This window comes from Parahoeflea olei, from assembly GCF_001703635.1.
Lineage (GTDB): Bacteria > Pseudomonadota > Alphaproteobacteria > Rhizobiales > Rhizobiaceae > Hoeflea > Hoeflea olei.
In genome coordinates this window covers 86,747-107,186 of sequence record NZ_LQZT01000002.1, presented here as the reverse complement: position 1 = coordinate 107,186, position 20,440 = coordinate 86,747, and the positions used below count along the sequence as shown (strand labels likewise).

20 protein-coding genes are annotated in these 20,440 nt (G+C 65.6%); 5 read left to right on the top strand and 15 right to left on the bottom strand.

The window, feature by feature from the left end:
- The first annotated feature begins 98 nt into the window (after positions 1–98).
- Both AWJ14_RS03595 and AWJ14_RS03590 read left to right on the top strand, forming a co-directional pair.
- Positions 99–1,220: a TraB/GumN family protein gene (locus AWJ14_RS03595; RefSeq protein ID WP_245304115.1), complete on the top strand. Its 1,122-nt coding sequence runs from the start codon at positions 99–101 to the stop codon at positions 1,218–1,220.
- Between the two features lie 88 nt (positions 1,221–1,308).
- The gene (locus AWJ14_RS03590) at positions 1,309–1,650 is read left to right on the top strand and encodes a hypothetical protein (protein ID WP_066175075.1); all 342 of its coding nucleotides are present in this window, start codon (positions 1,309–1,311) and stop codon (positions 1,648–1,650) included.
- Positions 1,651–1,768: 118 nt separating this feature from the next.
- Here AWJ14_RS03590 and lpdA read toward each other — a convergent pair whose 3' ends face one another.
- From lpdA to AWJ14_RS03525, 13 genes are all read right to left on the bottom strand, one after another.
- Positions 1,769–3,208 carry a dihydrolipoyl dehydrogenase gene (gene lpdA, locus AWJ14_RS03585; RefSeq protein WP_139112515.1) on the bottom strand — a complete coding sequence of 480 codons (1,440 nt, stop codon included), beginning with the start codon at positions 3,206–3,208 and terminating at the stop codon, positions 1,769–1,771.
- A 77-nt stretch (positions 3,209–3,285) separates the two neighbouring features.
- Positions 3,286–3,765: a hypothetical protein gene (locus AWJ14_RS03580; RefSeq protein ID WP_139112514.1), complete on the bottom strand. Its 480-nt coding sequence runs from the start codon at positions 3,763–3,765 to the stop codon at positions 3,286–3,288.
- A gap of 19 nt (positions 3,766–3,784) precedes the next feature.
- A complete protein-coding gene (locus AWJ14_RS03575; RefSeq protein WP_066175070.1) occupies positions 3,785–4,399 on the bottom strand; it encodes a LysE family translocator in 615 nt (204 codons plus the stop codon).
- 67 nt (positions 4,400–4,466) lie between these two features.
- Positions 4,467–5,705, bottom strand: coding sequence for a 2-oxoglutarate dehydrogenase complex dihydrolipoyllysine-residue succinyltransferase (odhB, locus tag AWJ14_RS03570; protein ID WP_066175068.1), 1,239 nt, complete (start codon positions 5,703–5,705; stop codon positions 4,467–4,469).
- A gap of 60 nt (positions 5,706–5,765) precedes the next feature.
- Positions 5,766–8,756 carry a 2-oxoglutarate dehydrogenase E1 component gene (locus AWJ14_RS03565; RefSeq protein WP_066175066.1) on the bottom strand — a complete coding sequence of 997 codons (2,991 nt, stop codon included), beginning with the start codon at positions 8,754–8,756 and terminating at the stop codon, positions 5,766–5,768.
- 279 nt (positions 8,757–9,035) lie between these two features.
- Complete coding sequence (locus AWJ14_RS03560; RefSeq protein WP_066175064.1) at positions 9,036–9,377, bottom strand: DHCW motif cupin fold protein; 342 nt, start codon at positions 9,375–9,377, stop codon at positions 9,036–9,038.
- Positions 9,378–9,386: 9 nt separating this feature from the next.
- The gene (sucD, locus tag AWJ14_RS03555) at positions 9,387–10,289 is read right to left on the bottom strand and encodes a succinate--CoA ligase subunit alpha (protein ID WP_066175062.1); all 903 of its coding nucleotides are present in this window, start codon (positions 10,287–10,289) and stop codon (positions 9,387–9,389) included.
- 4 nt (positions 10,290–10,293) lie between these two features.
- Positions 10,294–11,490, bottom strand: a complete 1,197-nt coding sequence (gene sucC / locus AWJ14_RS03550; RefSeq protein ID WP_066175060.1) for an ADP-forming succinate--CoA ligase subunit beta — start codon at positions 11,488–11,490, stop codon at positions 10,294–10,296.
- Positions 11,491–11,526: 36 nt separating this feature from the next.
- On the bottom strand, positions 11,527–12,489 hold the full coding sequence (mdh, locus tag AWJ14_RS03545) for a malate dehydrogenase (protein ID WP_066175205.1): 963 nt from the start codon (positions 12,487–12,489) through the stop codon (positions 11,527–11,529).
- A 167-nt stretch (positions 12,490–12,656) separates the two neighbouring features.
- Entirely contained in the window at positions 12,657–13,829 is a 1,173-nt protein-coding gene (gene zapE / locus AWJ14_RS03540; protein ID WP_066175058.1) for a cell division protein ZapE, read from the bottom strand.
- Positions 13,830–13,865: 36 nt separating this feature from the next.
- A complete protein-coding gene (locus AWJ14_RS03535) occupies positions 13,866–14,399 on the bottom strand; it encodes a protease inhibitor Inh/omp19 family protein (RefSeq protein WP_066175056.1) in 534 nt (177 codons plus the stop codon).
- 245 nt (positions 14,400–14,644) lie between these two features.
- Positions 14,645–15,277, bottom strand: a complete 633-nt coding sequence (gene msrA / locus AWJ14_RS03530; protein ID WP_066175053.1) for a peptide-methionine (S)-S-oxide reductase MsrA — start codon at positions 15,275–15,277, stop codon at positions 14,645–14,647.
- Positions 15,278–15,371: 94 nt separating this feature from the next.
- Positions 15,372–15,713: a carboxymuconolactone decarboxylase family protein gene (locus AWJ14_RS03525; RefSeq protein ID WP_066175051.1), complete on the bottom strand. Its 342-nt coding sequence runs from the start codon at positions 15,711–15,713 to the stop codon at positions 15,372–15,374.
- A gap of 271 nt (positions 15,714–15,984) precedes the next feature.
- Between AWJ14_RS03525 and AWJ14_RS03520 the strand changes: the two genes are divergently transcribed.
- Positions 15,985–17,091, top strand: a complete 1,107-nt coding sequence (locus tag AWJ14_RS03520; RefSeq protein WP_066175049.1) for a GGDEF domain-containing protein — start codon at positions 15,985–15,987, stop codon at positions 17,089–17,091.
- A 44-nt stretch (positions 17,092–17,135) separates the two neighbouring features.
- Here AWJ14_RS03520 and AWJ14_RS22525 read toward each other — a convergent pair whose 3' ends face one another.
- Entirely contained in the window at positions 17,136–17,549 is a 414-nt protein-coding gene (locus AWJ14_RS22525) for a LysR substrate-binding domain-containing protein (protein ID WP_245304121.1), read from the bottom strand.
- A gap of 75 nt (positions 17,550–17,624) precedes the next feature.
- On the bottom strand, positions 17,625–18,021 hold a 397-nt coding region (locus AWJ14_RS22520), incomplete at its 3' end, for a LysR family transcriptional regulator (RefSeq protein WP_210183492.1).
- Between the two features lie 255 nt (positions 18,022–18,276).
- Between AWJ14_RS22520 and AWJ14_RS03510 the strand changes: the two genes are divergently transcribed.
- Together AWJ14_RS03510 and AWJ14_RS03505 are read left to right on the top strand one after the other, a co-directional pair.
- Positions 18,277–19,422: a trans-sulfuration enzyme family protein gene (locus AWJ14_RS03510; protein WP_066175047.1), complete on the top strand. Its 1,146-nt coding sequence runs from the start codon at positions 18,277–18,279 to the stop codon at positions 19,420–19,422.
- A 360-nt stretch (positions 19,423–19,782) separates the two neighbouring features.
- Positions 19,783–20,397 carry an outer membrane protein gene (locus tag AWJ14_RS03505; protein WP_066175045.1) on the top strand — a complete coding sequence of 205 codons (615 nt, stop codon included), beginning with the start codon at positions 19,783–19,785 and terminating at the stop codon, positions 20,395–20,397.
- The last annotated feature ends 43 nt before the right edge of the window (positions 20,398–20,440 follow it).

Here is a 20,440-nt window from a genome sequence, read left to right as displayed (position 1 = left end):
CGCGCCCTCCGCGCCGTCCGTGCAACGACCAGATCGCAGCCGACGCCGCCCCGGTCCCGACAGGGCCCGGGCGCCCATGCTGAAAGGACAGGCCACCCATGCATCACCAGCCAACTTGCGGCCAGCCCCGTCCCTTGCTTGCGCGGCTGCCGGATCTGGTTCTGGCGCTGGCCACGGCGCTGCCCTGGCTGTTGTTCCTGCTTCTCATGATAACGCTGCTTTCGGCCGGCTACGCGCGTGCGGATGGCACCGCAGCGGGCACGGGCGAGATGGCGCAAACCACCCCCGTGTGCCAGGGTCGCAGCCTGATCGGCGAACTGACCGCCTCCCATCCCGAACGGATGGCCGAAGCGCTGAAGCAGGCCGACGCCGCCCCGAACGGCGACGCGTTGCTGTGGAAGATCGAGAAGCCGGGCGTCGATCCGTCCTGGCTGTTCGGCACCATGCATGTCACCGATCCCGAAGTCACCGAAATGCCGGTTCCGGCCCGCGAAGCCTTCGAGGCGGCCAGCACGGTGGTGATCGAAACCATCGACATTCTCGATCCGGTCAAGGCGCAGGCCGCGCTGATGAGCAATCCGGACCTGACCATGTTCACCGACGGCACCACGCTGATCTCCCTGCTCAGCCCCGAAGACGCCAAGATCGTCGAGGCCGAACTCGGCCGGCGCGGCATTCCGATGGCGCTGGTGGCGCGCATGAAACCCTGGATCATCACCGGCATGGTCGGAATGCCCCCGTGCGAAGCGGCCCGCAAGGCCAAGGGCATCGACATTCTCGACGTCAACATCGCCAAGATGGCCGGGGACGAGGGCAAGCAGGTGCTCGGCCTCGAGACCATCGGCGAACAGATGGCCGCCCTGACCGACCTGCCGATGGAGTTTCATCTGCGCGGCCTTGTCGAGACCATCAAGCTCGCCGACCTGATGCCGGACATCCTGGCAACGATGTCGGACCTGTATCTCCAGGGCCGGGTCTCGGCGATCATGCCCGTGATCCAGGCCGCAGGCCCCGAGGGTGTGGCCACGGACATCAGCGGTTATGCCGCGTTCGAGGAGCGCGTCATCACCCTGCGCAACCACATCATGGCGGAACGGGCGGCACCAATCCTGGACAAGGGCGGCGCCTTCATCGCCGTCGGCGCCATGCATCTGCCGGGCGAGGAAGGCCTGGTCTCGCTGCTGGGCCAGGCCGGCTACACGATCAGTGCCATGCGGTAACACAATGTGACCTCCCGGCAAGCGCCCGGGCCGGAACGATCTCCTCAAGACGCCGTTTAGGCTGGGTATTGTCAGAGGAGATGACACAATGGTTGAATATACCCCGCAGAACCGCCCCGAAGACTATGGCCGGTCCGATCCCCGCATCCGCGAGACCACGATCGTCGAGTCGCGCAGCTCCAGCGGCCTGGGAATCGTCATTGTCGCCGTGATCCTGCTCGTGGCTGCCGGCTTCGTGTTCTGGTCGTATGACAATGACGGCGCAGCCCCCGTGGCCGCACCCGATGCCGGCGTCAGCGAACAGGTTGCCCCCGCTCCCGATCCGGCTCTCAGCGTCCCGGCCGCCCCTGAAGCCGCCGCACCGGAAGCCGGTGCCGAACAGTCGCCGACCCCGGTGGCACCCGGCGCAACCCCGGCCATCGACGGCTAACAGACTTCATCCGCCTGTGTCCCGCTCCCCTCCCGGGACGCAAGCCACACGAAACCGCCCGGCCCCACACCGGGCGGTTTTTCATGTCAGCGGTTGCTTGAGGGCCGGAGGCTCCGGCTCAGATGTGGATCGGCTTGCCGAAGGTGGCGAGTGCCGCTTCCTTGACGGCTTCCGACATGGTCGGATGCGCGTGGCAGGTGCGCCCCAGATCCTCGGAGGAGCCGCCGAATTCCATCAGCACCGCGGCCTCGTGGATCATCTCGCCCGCGCCGAAGCCGACGATATGGACGCCGAGCACCCGGTCGGTGGCGGCATCGGCCAGCACCTTGACGAAGCCGTCGGAGGCCTGCATCGCCCGTGCGCGGCCATTGGCCGAGAACGGGAACTTGCCGGACTTGTAGCTCACGCCCGCCTGCTTGAGTTCTTCTTCGGTCTTGCCGACGGAGGCCACTTCCGGCTGGGTGTAGACCACGCCCGGGATCACGTCGTAATTCACGTGGCCCGCCTGGCCGGCCATGATCTCGGCCAGCGCCACGCCCTCGTCTTCGGCCTTGTGGGCGAGCATCGGGCCGGCGATCACGTCGCCGATGGCGTAAACGCCCGGAATATTGGTCTGGTAGTGGTGGTCGGTGCGCACCCGGCCGCGCTCGTCGAGCACCACGCCGGCTTCCTCGAGCCCCAGCCCTTCCGTGAACGGCTTGCGGCCGGTGGCGATCAACACCACGTCGGCATCGACCGTCTCCGCATCGCCACCCTTGACCGGCTCGAAGCTGACCTTGGCGCCCTTGCCGGATTTTTTGACGTCGGTGACCTTGGCGCCGAGCTTGAAGGTCATGCCCTGCTTGGCGAGAATGCGCTGGAACTGCTTGGAGACCTCGCCGTCCATGCCGCCCAGGATCTTGTCGAGGAACTCGACCACCGTGACCTTGGCGCCGAGGCGGGCCCAGACAGAGCCGAGTTCGAGCCCGATCACGCCGCCGCCGACCACGACCAGGTGCTCCGGCACCTTTTCGAGCGCGATGGCGCCGGTCGAGGACACGATCACCTTCTCGTCGATGTCGACCTTGAGGCCGGGGATGCCGGCCACGTCAGACCCGGTGGCGATCACCACGTTCTTCGCCTCGTATTCGGTCTGCTTGCCGTCATCGGAGGTCACGCAGACCTTGCCTTCGCCGAGCAACTTGCCATGGCCGATGAAGCTGTCGATCTTGTTCTTCTTGAACAGGAAGGCCACGCCCTCGACATTGGACTTCACGGTGGCGTCCTTGTGCGCCATCATCTTTGCGAGATTGAGCTTGGGCTTGCCGGTCTCGACGCCGAGGCTGTCCATGCCGTGGCTGGCATGCGCGAACACTTCGGAGGCATGCAGAAGCGCCTTCGAGGGAATGCAGCCGATATTGAGGCAGGTCCCGCCGAAGGTCGGGCGCTTTTCGACCACCGCCACCTTGAGGCCGAGCTGCGCCGCCTTGATGGCGCAGACATAGCCGCCGGGGCCGGAACCGATAATGATGACATCGTAAGCCATTGTCTTGTCCTTTCGCTTGCAGCGCGCGGACATTGCGCCCCACGCCCTTCATCGATCCTTGTTTCAGGAATGCGGTTTGCGCATCCCGTAAAGTGTGTCGGCCACCCGTCTCATTCCTGGCAGCCCGAGAGCCTGAACAGTTCCGCGGGCGGTTCGGCCGGTCCCCGGTCGCCGAATTGCGGGTTCTGCCACAGGGCGACCTTGAGATTGGGCAGGAACAGCCGTTCGGCCGCATCGCCCCCGGCCGCGGGGAGCTGGCCCACGCCGTCTCCCGCAACCGTGTAGACCGTGCCCTGGTAGACGAGGCAGGCGGCGAGTTCCGCGCCGGTCACGTCCCCTTCCGGGCAGTTGAGCGGGATCATCACCTCGGTGCGGCCCAGCGTCCCGTCATGGGAGAGATAGGCCGTCACCGGTTCCACACCCTCGTAGAGCAGCCGCAGCTCCGGATGCATGCCCGCCCCGCCGCCGGCAAATTCGAGCGCGCCGATCCCGTCCACCCCCTCGTAGACGGCAAGCTGCTGCGGGCAGGCGGCAAGCACGGGGCTTGCCGCGATCACGGCGATCAGAAAGGCTGCCCCAGGGATCCGCATGGTCTCCGTCCCCGCCATGTCAGCGCTCGGCCAGGGCCAGCTTGACCGCCAGACCGCCAAAGGCCAGCGCCGAGACGCGGCGGATCGCCGTCATCGCCCGCTCGCTCGCCAGCACCGCACGACGCAACTGCGCGGCGAACAAGCCGTAAAGCACGAACACCGCGAAGGTCATCGCCATGAACACAAAGCCGAGTTCGAGCATCATGGCGAGCTTGCCCCCGGCCTCCGCCGGGATGAACTGCGGCAGGAAGGCGAGGAAGAACACCGAGAGTTTGGGGTTCAGCACATTGATCAGGAAGCCCGTCACGGCGATGCGCCCATGGCTTTTCGGCGCCGCCTCCGCGCCGTCGAAGCGGATCGGCCCCTTGTCGCGCAGCGTCTGGATCGCAAGATAGGCGAGATAGGCCGCGCCGAGATATTTGAGCCCGTGAAACAGCAGCGCGCTGGTGTGCAGGATCGCCGCCAGCCCGAGCGCGGAGGCCATAAGATGCGGCAGGATCCCCAGCGTGCAGCCGAAGGCGGCGGCGAGCGACGGCAGCCTGCCGCGCCCGAGCCCGGTCGAGACGGTGTAGAGAACGCCCGTTCCCGGCGCCAGAACCACGATCAGGGCTGTCAGCAGGAATTCCGGACTCATGAACCTTCATCCCGTGGGGTGACGCTTTCGGGCCGGCCGCGTGAGCCGGCCCGATCCGCTGTGAGTTTTACAGGTCGAGCACCAGCCGTTTCGGATCCTCGAGGCTGTCCTTGACCCGGACCAGGAAGGTGACCGCGTCCTTGCCGTCGACGATCCGGTGGTCGTAGGACAGCGCCAGATACATCATCGGCCGGATCACCACCTGGCCGCCGACGGCGACCGGGCGCTCCTGGATCTTGTGCATGCCGAGGATACCCGACTGCGGCGAATTCAGGATCGGCGAGGACATCAGCGAGCCGTAGACGCCGCCATTGGAGATGGTGAAGGTGCCGCCCTGCATGTCGGCCATCGACAATTCGCCATCGCGCGCGGCGCGACCGAGCCGGCCGATTTCCTTCTCGATCTCGGCAATGCCCATTTGGTCGGCATCGCGCACCACCGGCACCACCAGGCCCTTGTCGGTGCCCACGGCCACGCCGACATGGCAGAAATTCTTGTAGACGATGTCGGTGCCGTCGATCTCGGCATTGACCGCCGGGATCTCCTTGAGCGCATGGGTGACCGCCTTGGTGAAGAAGCCCATGAAGCCGAGCTTGACGCCGTGCTTCTTCTCGAACAGGTCCTTGTAGCGCGAGCGGAGATCCATCACCGCGCTCATGTCCACCTCGTTGTAGGTGGTCAGCATCGCCGCCGTGTTCTGCGCTTCCTTCAAGCGCCGGGCGATGGTCTGCCTCAGCCGCGTCATCTTCACCCGTTCCTCGCGCGCCGCATCCTCGTCGCTGCTGGCGGGGCGGGCCACGCGCGGCGCTTCGGCCGATGCGGCGGAGGAGCCCTTCGAAAGGGCGTCGAGCACGTCGCCCTTGAGCACCTGGCCGCGCTTGCCCGAACCCGACACATCGCCGGCATCGAGCTTGTTCTCGGCCATCAGCTTCTGTGCCGAGGGTGCTGCCGGCATCGCCGTTTCCTGCTTGGCCGCCGCCGGCGCCTTGGCCGGGGCCGCCGCAGGCTTGGATGCGGCCTTGTCATCGGACTTGGCGGGCGCTGCCTTGGCCGGCTCGGCCGCGGCTTCGCCCTCGGCGATCTGGGCCAGCAGCGCATTGACCTCGACGGTCTCGCCATCGGCGGCGACGATCTCGCTCAGCACGCCGGAGACCGGGGAGGGCACTTCGATGGAGACCTTGTCGGTTTCGAGTTCGACCAGCGGCTCGTCCACCTTGACGGTGTCGCCGACCTTCTTGAGCCAGGTGCCGATTGTCGCTTCGCTGACGGATTCGCCAAGTGTGGGGACGCGGACTTCAGTTGCCATGGTGTTTGTTTCCGTTCTTTGTCTTTCGAACAATGAGCAATTCGGGCGTCATGGGCGGCCTCAGCCGCCCAGCGCATCCTCGAGGAAGGCTTCAAGCTGCGCAAGGTGGCGCGACATCAGGCCGGTTGCCGTCGACGCCGAGGCGGAACGGCCGGTGTAGCGCACCCGCTGGTACTTGGCGTCGATATGGGCGAGCACCCATTCCAGATACGGGTCGATGAAGGACCAGGCGCCCATGTTCTTGGGCTCTTCCTGGCACCACACCATCTCCGCATTGCGGAAGCGCGAAAGCTCGTTGATCAGCGCCTTGGCCGGGAACGGATAGAGCTGTTCCAGGCGCAGCAGGTAGATGTCGTTGATGCCGCGCTTTTCGCGCTCCTCGTAGAGGTCGTAATAGACCTTGCCCGAGCACATCACCACGCGGCGGATCTTGTTGTCCTTGACGAGCTTGATCGGCTCGCCCTTGAGCACTTCCGCATCGTCCCACAGCAGGCGGTGGAACGAGGTGTCGCCGCTCAGTTCCGACAGGTTCGACACCGCCCGCTTGTGGCGGAGCAGCGACTTGGGCGTCATCATGATCAGCGGCTTGCGGAAGTCGCGTTTCACCTGGCGCCTGAGGATGTGGAAGTAGTTCGCCGGCGTGGTGCAGTTGGCGACCTGCATGTTGTCCTCGGCGCACATCTGCAGGAAGCGCTCGAGTCGGGCGGAGGAGTGCTCCGGCCCCTGCCCCTCGTAGCCGTGCGGCAACAGGCAGACGAGGCCGGACATCCGGAGCCACTTGCGTTCGCCCGACGAGATGAACTGGTCGAACAGCACCTGGGCGCCGTTGGCGAAATCGCCGAACTGGGCTTCCCACAGCGTCAGCGCATTCGGCCGCGCCAGCGAGTAGCCGTATTCGAAGCCGAGCACGGCCTCTTCCGACAGCATCGAGTTGATCACCTCGTAGCGGGCCTGGTTGGGGCCGAGATGGGCGAGCGGAATGTAGCGGTCCTCGGTCTCCTGGTCATAGAGCACCGAATGGCGCTGGCTGAAGGTGCCGCGCTCGACGTCCTGGCCGGACAGCCGGATCTTGGTGCCTTCCAGGCACAGCGACCCGAAGGCCAGTGCCTCGGCGAAGGCCCAGTCGATACCCTCGCCGGACTCGATCGTCTGCGCGCGGCTGTCGAGGAAGCGCTGGATGGTCCGGTGCACCTTGAAGTCTGCCGGCACTTCCGTGAGCTTCTTGCCGATCTCGCGCAGCTGCTTGATCGGCACCCCGGTCTTGCCGCGGCGCTGTTCGTCCTGGTTGTCGGCGGCCTTGAGCCCCGACCACTGGCCGTCGAGCCAGTCGGCCTTGTTGGGCTTGTAGCTCTGGCCGAGATCGAACTCGCCTTCCAGATGCGCGCGCCAGTCGGCCTTCATCTTCTCGACTTCGCCGTCGGTGATCACGCCTTCCTCGATCAGGCGGCGCGCATAGAGCGTGACCACCGTCTCGTGGGTGCGGATCTTCTTGTACATCTTCGGCTGCGTGAACGACGGCTCGTCGCCCTCGTTGTGGCCGAAGCGGCGGTAGCAGAACATGTCGATGACCACCGGCTTGTGGAAGGTCATGCGGAACTCGGTCGCCACCTTGGCGGCATAGACCACCGCTTCCGGATCGTCACCGTTCACGTGGAAGATCGGCGCCTCGATCATCTTGGCCACGTCCGACGGATAGGGCGAGGAGCGCGAGAAGCCGGGATTGGTGGTAAAGCCGATCTGGTTGTTGATGATGAAATGCACGGTGCCCGCGACCCGGTGACCGCGCAGGCCCGACAGGCCGAGCACCTCGGCCACCACGCCCTGGCCGGCGAAGGCGGCGTCGCCGTGCAGAAGCAGCGGCATCACCTTGGAACGCTCCTTGAGCGGGATGATGTCGCCTTCCCAGACGGTGGCCATCATGTCCTGCTTGGCGCGGCACTTGCCCATCACCACCGGGTTGACGATTTCCAGGTGCGAGGGGTTGGCCGTCAGCGACAGGTGCACCTTGTTGTTGTCGAACTCGCGGTCCGACGAGGCGCCCAGGTGATACTTGACGTCGCCCGAACCTTCGACCTCGTCGGGCTTGTAGGAGCCGCCCTTGAACTCGTGGAACACAGCGCGGTGGGGCTTGGCCATCACCTGGGTCAGCACGTTGAGCCGGCCGCGATGGGCCATGCCGAAGACGATTTCCTTGAGCCCCATATTGCCGCCGCGCTTGATGATCTGCTCGAGCGCCGGGATCAGAGATTCGCCGCCGTCGAGGCCAAAGCGCTTGGTGCCCTTGTATTTCACGTCGATGAACTGCTCGAAGCCCTCGGCCTCGATCAGCTTCTGCAGGATCGCCTTCTTGCCGTTCTCGGTGAATTCGACGCCCTTGTCCGGCCCCTCGATGCGCTCCTGGATCCAGGCCTTCTCCTCGGGGTTGGAGATGTGCATGAACTCGACGCCGAGCGTGGAGCAATAGGTGCGCACCAGGATGTCGAGCATCTCGCGGATGGTCGCGTATTCGAGGCCGAGCACGTAATCGATGAAGATCTTGCGGTCGTAATCGGCCTCGGTGAAGCCGTAGGCCTCCGGCGAAAGCTCATTGTAGTCGTTGTCGGGCTGCTGGGCGATGCCGAGCGGGTCGAGCTTGGCATGCAGGTGACCGCGCATGCGGAAGGCACGGATCATCATCAGCGCGCGGACGGAATCGCGCGTGGCCTGCATCACGTCGGCGGTCTCGACCGGCTGTCCGGCAGCCTTGGCCTTGCCGTTGAGCTTGTCGGACACGATCTTTTCGACCTTGCCCCAGTCGCCGTCGAGCGCCGAGACCAGTTCGCCATTGGCCTGGACCGGCCAGTTGGCCTGCTTCCAGGAGGCCCCGGCGGCGGATTTGCGCACCTGCTCCGGGTCGTCCTTCAATTCGCCGAAGAAGGACTGCCACTCGGCCGGGACGCTGCCGGGGTTGTCCTGATAGCGGGCATACATCTGCTCGATGTAGAGCGCGTTGCCGCCATACAGGAACGAGGTTTCTGCCATGATGTCATTGGCTTCGTCGTTGCGTGCCATGGGTCTCACCTTTTAGGGGCCTTGGTGTCCGGCCCTCTCCCTTAGACGTTGAGGCTTGCGCGGCCTTTACCGGGCAAACCCTCCGAACCCGGAAGCCGGCGCGGCGCCTTCAGTCCGGTCTCGCGCGGTCTTTCCGCCGCGCTTGCTGCACATGCCGGCGGTTGCCGGCCTGGTCCCCGACGCCCTTGCCCGGGCGGGACATCCCGTCCGGGTCAGGAAAGCTCTGCGCGTGGCATCACTCATGCGTCGGATCCCGATCCTTCCGTCGACCCCGATCCTTCAGTCGACAATGAACAGTTTCGCGCCGCCGGCGGCACGCGAGCGATGCGGCTCGGCTCCGTCGGCGACCTGGTAGCTCATCCCGGGCGCCAGCCTGAAGCTGCGACCATCGGCCAGAACCGTTTCCAGTTCACCCTCAAGGCAATACAGGATGTGGCCCTTCTCGCACCAATGGTCCGCTTCGTAGCCCGGGGAATACTCGACCACCCGGACCCGGATCGGATTGTCCGCCGGTCCAAAGCTGCAGGTCCGCCACAGCGCATGGCCGGCATCGCCGGAATGGCGCACCGGCGCGATGCCGTCCCAGTCCGTGATGCCGAATGCGATGTCGCTCATGCGCATGGCCGGAACCTATCCCTTGAGCACTTCGACCAGGGTCTTGCCAAGACGCGCCGGCGAGGGCGAGACGCGGATGCCCGCGGCCTCCATCGCCTTGATCTTGTCCTCGGCGCCGCCCTTGCCGCCGGAAATGACGGCACCGGCATGGCCCATGGTGCGGCCCGCGGGCGCGGTGCGGCCGGCGATGAAGCCCGCCATCGGCTTCTTGCGGCCCTTCTTGGCCTGCTCGATCAGCCAGGCCGAGGCGTCTTCCTCGGCAGAGCCGCCGATTTCGCCGATCATGATGATCGATTCGGTTTCCGGGTCGTCGAGATAGAGGTCGAGAATGTCGATGAACTCCGTGCCCTTGACCGGGTCGCCGCCGATGCCGACCGCGCTCGACTGGCCCAGCCCTTCGTTGGTGGTCTGGAACACGGCCTCATAGGTGAGCGTGCCCGAGCGCGACAGGATGCCGACCGAGCCCTTCTTGAAGATGTTGCCCGGCATGATGCCGATCTTGCACTCGTCCGGCGTCATCACGCCGGGGCAGTTCGGGCCGATCAGCCGCGACTTCGACTTGTCGAGGATCGCCTTGGCGCGGATCATGTCGGCCACCGGAATGCCTTCGGTGATGCAGACGATCAGCTCGATCTCGGCTTCGATCGCCTCGATGATGGCGTCCGCGGCTCCGGCCGGCGGCACATAGATCACCGACGCGTTGGCGCCGGTCTCGGCCTTGCCGTCGGCGACGGAGGCGAAGATCGGCAGCTTCTCGCCGTTCGAGCCTTCCCAGGTCGATCCGCCCTTCTTGGGGTGGATGCCGCCGACCATCTTGGTGCCGTGATAGGCCAGCGCCTGTTCGGTGTGGAAGGTGCCGGTCTTGCCGGTCAGGCCCTGAACCAGGATCTTGGTGTTCTTGTCGATCAGAATGGACATGTAATCAGGATCCCTTCACAGCCTTGACGATCTTCTGCGCGGCATCATCGAGGTCGTCGGCGGCGATCACGTCGAGGCCGCTTTCGTTGATGATCTTCTTGCCGAGCGCGACATTGGTGCCTTCGAGGCGCACCACCAGCGGAACCTTCAGCCCCACTTCCTTGACGGCCGCGACCACGCCCTCGGCGATGACGTCGCATTTCATGATGCCGCCGAAGATGTTGACGAGGATGCCTTTGACGGCCGGGTCGGCGGTGATGATCTTGAACGCCGCGGTGACCTTTTCCTTGGACGCGCCGCCGCCGACATCGAGAAAGTTAGCCGGCTCAGCACCATAGAGCTTGATGATGTCCATCGTCGCCATGGCCAGGCCCGCGCCATTGACCATGCAGCCGATATTGCCGTCGAGCGCGACATAAGCGAGATCGTGCTTGGAGGCCTCGATCTCCTTCTCGTCCTCTTCGGAGAGGTCGCGCAGCTCGACCACTTCGGGATGACGGAACAGGGCATTGTTGTCGAACGAGACCTTGGCGTCGAGCACGCGCAGGCGGCCGTTCTTCATCACGATCAGCGGGTTGACCTCCAAGAGCGCCATGTCCTTCTCGACGAAGGCCTTGTAGAGGATCGGGAACAGCTTTTCGCCGTCCTTGGCCGCATCGCCCTCGAGCTTGAGCGCGCCGTTGAGCTTAGCGAGATCGTCAGCGGTGACGCCCGCCTGCGGGTCGATCGCCACGGTGACGATCTTCTCGGGCGTCTCTTCGGCAACCGCCTCGATGTCCATGCCGCCTTCGGTGGAGACCACGAAGGCCACCTGGCCGACGGTGCGGTCGACCAGCAGCGAGAGATAGAGTTCGCGCTCGATGTCGGCCCCGTCCTCGATATAGAGGCGGTTGACCTGCTTGCCGGCGGGGCCGGTCTGCTTGGTCACCAGCGTGTTGCCGAGCATTTCGGCCGCATGCGCCTTGGCTTCGTCGATCGAGAAGGCGAGCCGGACGCCGCCCTTGGCGTCCGGGCCCAGTTCCTTGAACTTGCCCTTGCCGCGTCCGCCGGCATGGATCTGGCTCTTGACCACGTAGAGCGGTCCCGGCAGCTGCTTCGCCGCGGCTTCGGCCTCGTCGGCCGAGAAGATGGCGACGCCTTCGGCCACCGGTGCGCCATATCCCTTCAGAAGGGCCTTGGCCTGGTATTCATGGATGTTCATGGGAACTCCTCAAGTGAGAGGGCGGGGAGCCCGCGCTTATTTCAGGTTCGGTGCGATGGCGATGCAGGCTTCGCAAAGGCCGGCGACGGCTTCGACAGACTTGTCGAAGGCCTTCTGCTCGGTCTTGTTGAGCTCGATCTCGATCACGCGCTCGATGCCGCCTTCGCCGATCACGCAGGGCACGCCCACATACATGTCCTTGACGCCATACTGGCCCGACAGGTGCGCAGCGCAGGGCAGCACCCGCTTCTTGTCCTTGAGGTAGCTCTCGGCCATCAGGATCGCGGACGCGGCAGGTGCGTAATAGGCCGAGCCGGTCTTCAAGAGCTTGACGATCTCGGCGCCGCCGTCGCGGGTGCGCTGGATGATTTCCTCGAGCTTTTCCTTGGTGGTCCAGCCCATCTTGACGAGATCCGGCAGCGGGATACCGGCAACGGTGGAGTAGCGGGCGAGCGGGACCATGGTGTCGCCGTGGCCGCCAAGCACGAAGGCGGTGACGTCCTCGACAGAAACATTGAACTCTTCGGCGAGGAAGTGGCGGAAGCGGCTCGAGTCGAGCACGCCGGCCATGCCGACGACCTTGTTCTTGGGCAGGCCCGAGAACTTCTGCAGCGCCCAGACCATCGCGTCGAGCGGGTTGGTGATGCAGATCACGAAGGCGTTGGGGGCGTATTTCTTGATGCCGGCGCCGACCTGTTCCATGACCTTGAGGTTGATGCCGAGCAGGTCGTCGCGGCTCATGCCGGGCTTGCGGGCGACGCCGGCGGTGACGATGCAGACATCCGCACCCTCAATCGCGGAATAGTCGTTGGCGCCCGAGAGGCGGGCATCGAAGCCTTCAACCGGCGCGGACTGGGCGATGTCGAGCGCCTTGCCCTGCGGCGTGCCTTCGGCGATGTCGAACAGGACGATGTCGCCCAGTTCCTTGAGGCCTGCCAGGTGGGCCAGCGTGCCGCCGATCATGCCCGAACCAATCAATGCAATCTTACTGCGCGCCATATCAATCCTCTCCGCGAGATCGTTGTGCTTGAGGAACAAGGCCCATGCCCGGCTCCGATTTCCGGCATTTCGCATAGACCTTATAGACAAAACTGGCAACTCAAACTTTCGCTACCAGTAATTTCAAACGGTTAGCTTTTGAAATATTTACGTAAACGTCAAAGTTTTCAGGGCTTCGCGGCAGTTGCGAAGCTTTCGCCGGCACGGCTGGCCGCCAGATAGTCGGCACTTTGCATTTCCGTCAGGCGCGAGACGGTGCGGGCGAACTCGAAGCCCTCGGTGCCGGAGGGATCGGGATAGAGCCCCTCGGGATCGGCCGCGGCCGACAGGAAAAGCCGGGTCTTGCGGTCGTAGAACGTGTCGATCAGGATGATGAAGCGCTTGGCGGCATTGCGCTGCGCCTTGCTCATCACCGGCACCCGGTCGACGAACACGGTGGCGTAGCGCTCGGCGATCGCCGCATAGTCGGAGGCCCCGAGTGGCGCCTCGCAGAGATCGGCAAAGGAAAACCGCGCCGCCCCCGCTGCCGCCGCTGGCACGGGCACCTGCCGGCCCTTCATCTGGATCTTGTCGGGCAACGGCGCGGCACCGCCCGTCACCTGCCGCCAGGCCGTGTCGAGCGCCTCGTCGCCTTCCCCCGCCTGAAGCCTGTGAAACACCGGCAGCCGATCGGTCGATTCCATGCGGTAATCGGTGCTCGCATCGAGATTGAGCACGTCGACATGGGCCTTGAGCAGGCCGACAAAGGGCAGGAACAGCTGCCGGTTGAGCCCGTCGCGATAGAGATCGTCGGGCTCGACATTGGAGGTCGCCACCAGCACGCAGCCGCGCTTGAACAGCTGCTCGAACAGCCGCGACAAGAGCATCGCGTCGGCAATGTCGGTGACCGAGAATTCGTCGAAGCACAGCACCCAGGCTTCCGCGATCAGCTCTTCCGCCACCGGCGGCACCGGATCGGCCTGGCTGGTCTCGCCGGCCTTCAGCTTCTGCCGGTGGGCATGGATGCGGCTGTGCACGTCGGCCATGAAATCATGAAAATGCGCGCGGCGCTTGCGCCGGGCCGGCACCATCTCGAAGAACATGTCCATCAGCATGGTCTTGCCGCGGCCGACCGCGCCATGGACATAAAGCCCCCGCGGCGGCGTGTTGTCCGCGCGCTTGCGCGCGAACAGCCAGCCGAGCGCACTCGACTTGGTGGCCAGCCGCTTGCTGGAGACCGCGTCGAGCACGGCGTCGAGCCGGCGTGCGAGCCGCACCTGCGCCGGGTCGTTGGACAGTTCACCGCTTGCGACCCGCGCCGCATAGGCGCTCGCAACGGTGTCGAGGGATTTCCAGCTCATGCTGCGGGGCCTATCGGGTCACGCCGTTTCCGGTTTTCAGCGCGACAGCGAGATCGGCTGGCCGGCGGAGGTGGAGCCGTCATAGCGCTCACTGGCCGACTGGTAGAGGCGGGCGACCTGGTTGCCCGACGAATCGGCGAGGATCACCTGCTTGCCCTGCACGTCCCAGGCCGCGATCGCCGCGGCGGCGCCGACGCAGCCGCGCGAGGCGGCGCGATAGCCGCCGGTCCATTTGGTCAGCGACAGGAACACGTCGCAGCTGGTGCCGCCGGTGCCCGCCGACCAGCGGCCGATCAGCGCCTCGCGGGTCAGTTCCGGCGCATTGGCATTGGCCACTTGCGGCATGCTGGAGGCATCCGGCGCGCTCGGCGCTTCCGGAAAGGCGGTCGCCTGGTCCATGCCGGTTCCCGTGCCGGGCGGCGGCAACTGGCCCGACTGCACGCCACCGACCGGCGCGGGCATCAGGGGCGCGGGCTGCTGCTGCGTGTTCAGGTTGCCGAAGGATGTCCGCTGGCATCCGCCCAGCACCGCGGCCACCGCAGCAACGACAAGCATGGTTTGCAACTTCATGAGTAAGCTCCGTTTACGCGAAACCTGCGCTTCGCTGTTCGTCCCGTTGAGTTTCATAAAATGCACATAGAATGGTAATTGCAAGGCAAACCGCCGCCGACAGGCGGCCTATGTATCGAAAATCCGGCATTCATGGGACCTTCCGCCGGGTGTGAGGCTTTTTGCGCACAGATTGGCCCGTTCGCATCCGTCTGCCCCCTGCTTCCCGAGGGCAAATGCCGGATTCGCGCCGCTTTGGCCACCGCTTATTTGTCGACCCCGCGATAGGCCTCGTCGCCCCACAGCGCCTCGACCGCCGCGTTGCGGCCGCAGGCCTTGCGGTAATAGGTGTAGCGTACCGGGCTCTTCTTGTAGAAATCCTGGTGATAGTCCTCGGCGGGCCAGAACGTTGCCGGGGCCGCGATCTCGGTGACGACCGGTTTGCCGAGCGCCTTTTCAGCGCCGGCCCGCGCGGCTTCCGCGGCCGCCGCCTGCGCCGCGTTCACGGGATAGACGGCCGTCGTGTAGCTGTGGCCGCGGTCGCAGAACTGCCCGCCGCCATCGGTCGGATCCACGGTCCGGAAAAAGATGTCGAGCAGCCGAGAATAGCTGACCACCGCGGGGTCGTAGCGGATCTCGACGGCTTCGCGGTCGCCATTTGCGACATGGGACTCATAGGTCGGGTTGCCCGCCTTGCCGCCGATATAGCCCGACACCGTTTCCCGGACGCCTGCGACGTGATCGAAATCCTTTTCCACGCACCAGAAACAGCCGCCGGCGAAAATCGCCACGCCGGTGTCGGCGCCATCCGTGGCGGGTGCGGCAGCGGTCTCGGCCGAGGCCGGCGCGGCGGCGATGCAGAACGCCGTCAGCATGAGGGAAAGCAGCAGTCTGGGCATGGCGATGTCCTCCTTGGGACTACACCTAGCTCAGCCGCCGGATTTCGCAACTCACGCGTCCGCACAAAGCCGTGAAACCTGCCGCGCCGGCGCCCTACCCCAGCGCGTCGTAGGCCGCCAGCGCCTCCGCGCCATAGATCATCGACGGGCCGCCGCCCATATAGACCGCGACGCCGATGGTTTCGGCGATTTCCTCGCGGGTGGCGCCGAACTTGCGCGCAGCCTTGGCGTGGAAGGCGAGGCAGCCGTCGCAGCGCGCGGTGATGCCGATTGCCAGCGCGATCAGTTCCTTGGTCTTGGGGTCGAGCGCGCCGGGCGCGGTCGCTGCCTGCGCCAGTGCCGCAAAGCCCTTGGATTGGTCCGGCATCGCCAGCCGCAAGGTCGCCATGCGGGCATTGGTCTGGTCGATGAAGGCATTCCAGTCGGTTTCTGACATCAGCTTTTCCTTGTTTGGCGAAAACGAGGCCTCCTCGTTACCAGTGCTGCGACCGGCGCAAGTTGATTGCGGTCAAACCGGGCGACAAAACCGGTGCGCCAAAACGGCGCGGCCCTGGCCCGGACCGGAACGCCCGCATCTTTCCCGGATCCGGGCACCCGGGACCAGACCAACGGTAGTTTCCGTTAATCGGATTGTAATCCCGGGTTGATAAGGTTCCGCTCCCGGCATCAGAAGCACTGGCTTGCGACAGGATGCAAACAAGACAACGATGAAGAACAAGACCGTCGATCTTTCCACCGCTGTCCCGACCGGGAAAAACAGCATCAAAGCCCCCGCCGGGCCGCGGGAGCAGATCGATCGGCTGCTGATCGCCAATTCCCGCATCCAGCGCGAAACCGCCGCGCAAGGCCCCGCCGCGGTAAGGTCCGCGGCGCCGGAGAGCCTGGAGGCCGAACGGCAGCTGTTCCGGGCAATGATCGACCAGGTGCCGGATTATCTCTTCGTCAAGGACGCCCAAGGCCGGTTCGTCATCGCCAACCGCGCAGTCGCCGCCGATCTCGGACGCGAACCGGCCGAGCTGATCGGCCTGACCGATTTCGATCTCCACCACCCGGCGCTCGCCCACAAGTTCTTCGCCGACGAACAGACCGTGGTCCGCACCGGAGAGCCGCTGATCGACATCCAGGAGACCCTGGTCGATTTCGAAGGCCGGGAGAAATGGTTCGCGACCTCCAAAGTGGCCTTGCGTGACGCGGAGGGCCACATCATCGGGCTTGTCGGCGTCTGCCGCGACATCACCGACCGCAAGCAGGCCGAAGCCGAAATCCACTTCATGGCGCTGCATGACGCGCTGACGGGACTGCCCAACCGCACGCTGCTGACCGACCGGCTCACCCAGGCGATCCTCGACAGCAAGCGCACCGGCCACCGCTTGAGCGCGGTGTTCATCGACCTCGACAATTTCAAGCCGGTCAATGACAGGCTCGGCCATATCGCCGGGGACGCCTTGCTGAAGGTGGTCGCCAAGCGCATGAGCGACGCCGTGCGCGGCTCCGACACCGTCGCCCGGCTCGGCGGCGACGAATTCGTGATCCTGCTTGCCGACAGGGATCGCGGAGAGGACGACGTGACCGCCGTGCTCGAGCGGATCCGCACGGCGATCGCCGAGCCGGTCGAGATCGAGGGTTGCCTGTTCCGGGTGACCGCCAGCATCGGCGTGGCCTCCTACCCCGCGGACGGGACCGACGCCGACACCCTGCTGCTCCATGCCGACATCGCGATGTACGAGGCGAAGGCCAGTGGCCGCGACACGTTCCGCTTCTACACCGCCGAGATCGGCGCGGCCACGCGCCAGAAACGACGGCGCGACGACTAGGCGTTTCAGCCAATGCGACCGCGCGCCGGCGTGGAAGCCGGCGGTCAGCCGTGAGCGAGTTCGCGCGCCAGGAGATCGAAGGCCAGCCGCAGCCGCCGGCTGGTATGGACCTCCCGGTGCGCCACGAGCCAGACCGGCACCCGGATCGGCATGGCCTCGGGCAGCACCCGCACGACCCTCGGCTCCGCATCGCCGATATCGCTCGTCATGATGCCGATGCCGAGCCCCTGGCAGACATGCGCCCACTGCACCAGATGGCTACCCGACAGGATCGGAAAGTCGGCTTGCGCAAGCTCGAGGCCGAACCGGGCCAGCGCGCCGATCAGGTCCCCGCTGCGGTCGAAGCCGATGAAGGCCGCGCCCTTGAGCGCCGCGGGCTCCGCCGGATTGCCGATGCTGGCGAGATAGTCCGGCGTCGCGTAGAGCCGGGCTTCGACGTCGCCGATCTTGCGGGCCACCAGGTTGGGCCGGGTCGGGCGGTGGTTGCATATGACGATGTCGGCCCCGCCCTGGCCAAAATCCGGATCGGNNNNCGACGATCTCGATCTCGAGCCCCGGAGCCTCTTTCCTGAGCCGGCTTACGATCCGAGGCAGCCGGTAGGCCGCATCGACCTCGCTCGCGCCGATCGACACCGTGCCCTCGATCGCCTGGGTTCGTCCCGAAGCGGCAAGCGTGATCCGGCTCGCCGCCGCGCCCATGGCGCGGACGTGATCCATCAGGTCCAGTCCGGCGGGCGTCAACGCGAGGCCACGGCCGGCCCGCACGAACAGGGCCACGCCGAGCTCGGCCTCGAATGCGGCGACCTGGCGGCCAAGCGTGGTCTGCGCCAGGCCGAGCGCGCGCGCTGCCGCCGACAGCGAGCCCTGCTCGGCGACCGCAAGGAACGTCCTGGCCCGGTTCCAGTCGAAACTGATCGATGTCCAATCCATGCATATTTGCATATCATGACGGCGAATTTCGTCAATAGAGCCTGCATATTTGCAGGTTTGCAGCCGCAGCCCTCGGGATTGGCCTGGCATGCCCTCCCATCCTGCTCCCGCATTCGCTCCGCGAACACGTGCCGCGGCGTCCGGAACGCGGGCCAGAACCCGTTGAATTCCGGCGTGCAACTGCTAGACCATAGCAAGGACATAAGGCGCACGCGCCCGCGAAGCTGGCCACGGCCAGGGAAAGACAGACCGCACATGACCCTTGCCAACGACCTCGATCCCTCGACCATCGCCGCCCAGGCCGGCGGCGCCGTGGACGCCCCGTCCGGCGGGGTGGTGCCGCCGATCCAGGCCTCGACCACCTTCCTGCGCGACGAGCGCTATGCGCTGGTCAATCCCGACAATATTTATGCGCGCGACAATTCCGACATCGTCCGGGTTGCCGAGAGCGTGCTGGCCCGGCTCGAGGGTGCCGAGGAAGCGCTGCTGTTCCCCTCGGGCATGGCGGCGATCGCGGCGCTGTTCCGGACCCTGCCCAATGGCGCATCGGTGGTGGCGCAATCGGGGATCTACTGGGGCACCACCAAATGGCTCAGGGATTTTTCCGCCCGTCGCGACATCGCGCTGCACGAGGTCGACGCAAGCGACGCCGCGGCGCTCGAACAAGCCTGCGCGGCGCATTCGCCGGCGATCATGTTCATCGAGACGCCCTCCAACCCTTGGCTCAAGACGGTCGACATTGCCGCCGCCGCGCGCGCGGCGCATGCGGTGGGCGGCTTGCTGGCGGTCGATTCCACCGCGGCCACGCCGGTGCTGCAGCGCCCGCTCGCCCATGGCGCCGATATCGTCATGCATTCGGCCACCAAGGGCATCAACGGCCATTCCGACGTGCTGGCCGGCGTGCTGGCCACCGCCGCGCCGGCCGCGGCCGTCTGGTCCGACATCAAGGCCGACCGCCACGACGCGGGCGCGGTGATCGGCCCCTTCGAGGCCTGGCTGTTGCTGCGCGGCATGCGCACGCTGCCGCTCAGGATGGAGCGCATGAGCCGCACGGCGCAGGCGATTGCCGAATGGCTCGCGGCACACCCGAAGGTCACGGACGTGTTCTATCCCGGCCTGTCCACCCATCCCGGCCACCAGGTTGCGGCGCGCCAGATGCAGGACGGCTTCGGCTGCCTGCTCTCCTTCCTGGTCGAAGGTGGCGCCGCCGAGGCGCTCGCCGTGGTCGGCCGGCTCAAGCTGTTTCACCGCGCCACCTCGCTCGGCGGCGTGGAAAGCCTGGTCGAACACCGCCATACCATCGAACCCCACACAGGTATTCCCGAAAGCCTGATCCGCGTCTCCGTCGGCATCGAGCATGTGCACGACCTGATCGCCGACCTCGAACAGGCCCTAGGATAACAGGGCCGGTAAACGCGGGGAAAAAGGGGCCGGGCCGGGAGCGTTTCAAATCCCCGCACCGGCATCAGGCTTGCCGCTCCGCTTGCGCCAGGGGTGCCCGATCAGGGGCGGGGGAGGCATGGAGGCAAGCCGGGCTGGCAGCACCACCCGCCTGTTCCCGCCGGCGCGGACAATTCCGCTCGCGACAACAAGCGGGAGCGGGGCGCACATGGCCGCGCCGGATATGTGGCGCACAGGCAACAGGTCTCAACTTATAGGCGCATTGCGGCCGCGTTTGAGTGCGTTTCAGGTTTCCCGTCGCAAGGGCAATTTCCTACTCTGGCCTCACCATTCGACTCCTTCCCAACACGGATCGCAATCATGAAAAAGACCCTTCTGGCCTCCTGCTTTCTCCTCGCTTCGGCGGTTCTGCCGGCCATGGCCGCAGACGATATCGTCACCCAGCCCGGGTTCGACTGGTCCGGCGCCTATGTCGGCGTCGACGGCGGCTATTCCTGGTTCGAGGGCGCCGACAGCTTTGGCGGTCAGGCGGACTTCGACGGATTTCTCGGCGGCCTCCATGTCGGCTACAATGTGATGTTCGACAACATCCTGCTCGGCGCCGAGGTGGACGGTGCGATCACCAATGCCGACGTGACCTCCGTATTCAATATCGAGACGAGCGCCAACTGGCTGACATCGGCACGCATTCGCGCCGGCTTTGCTGCCGACCGCGTGCTGTTCTACGCAACCGGCGGCGTGAGCGCAGGCGGCCTCGAACTCACCAATATCGGACCCGGCATCACCGACAAGAACACCCATGTCGGCTGGGTCATCGGCGCCGGTGTCGAAGCCTTCGTCACCGACACCATTTCCGCCCGTCTCGAATACCAGCATCACGAATTCGGCAAGGAAACCTACAATATCGGCGGCGCCAATTTCGAGGTCGACGGCAATGTCGATCTCATCAAGTTCGGCGTGAGCTACCATTTCTGATCGATCGGACCTCCGATCGAAGACGGACAAGGCCACCTTCCCG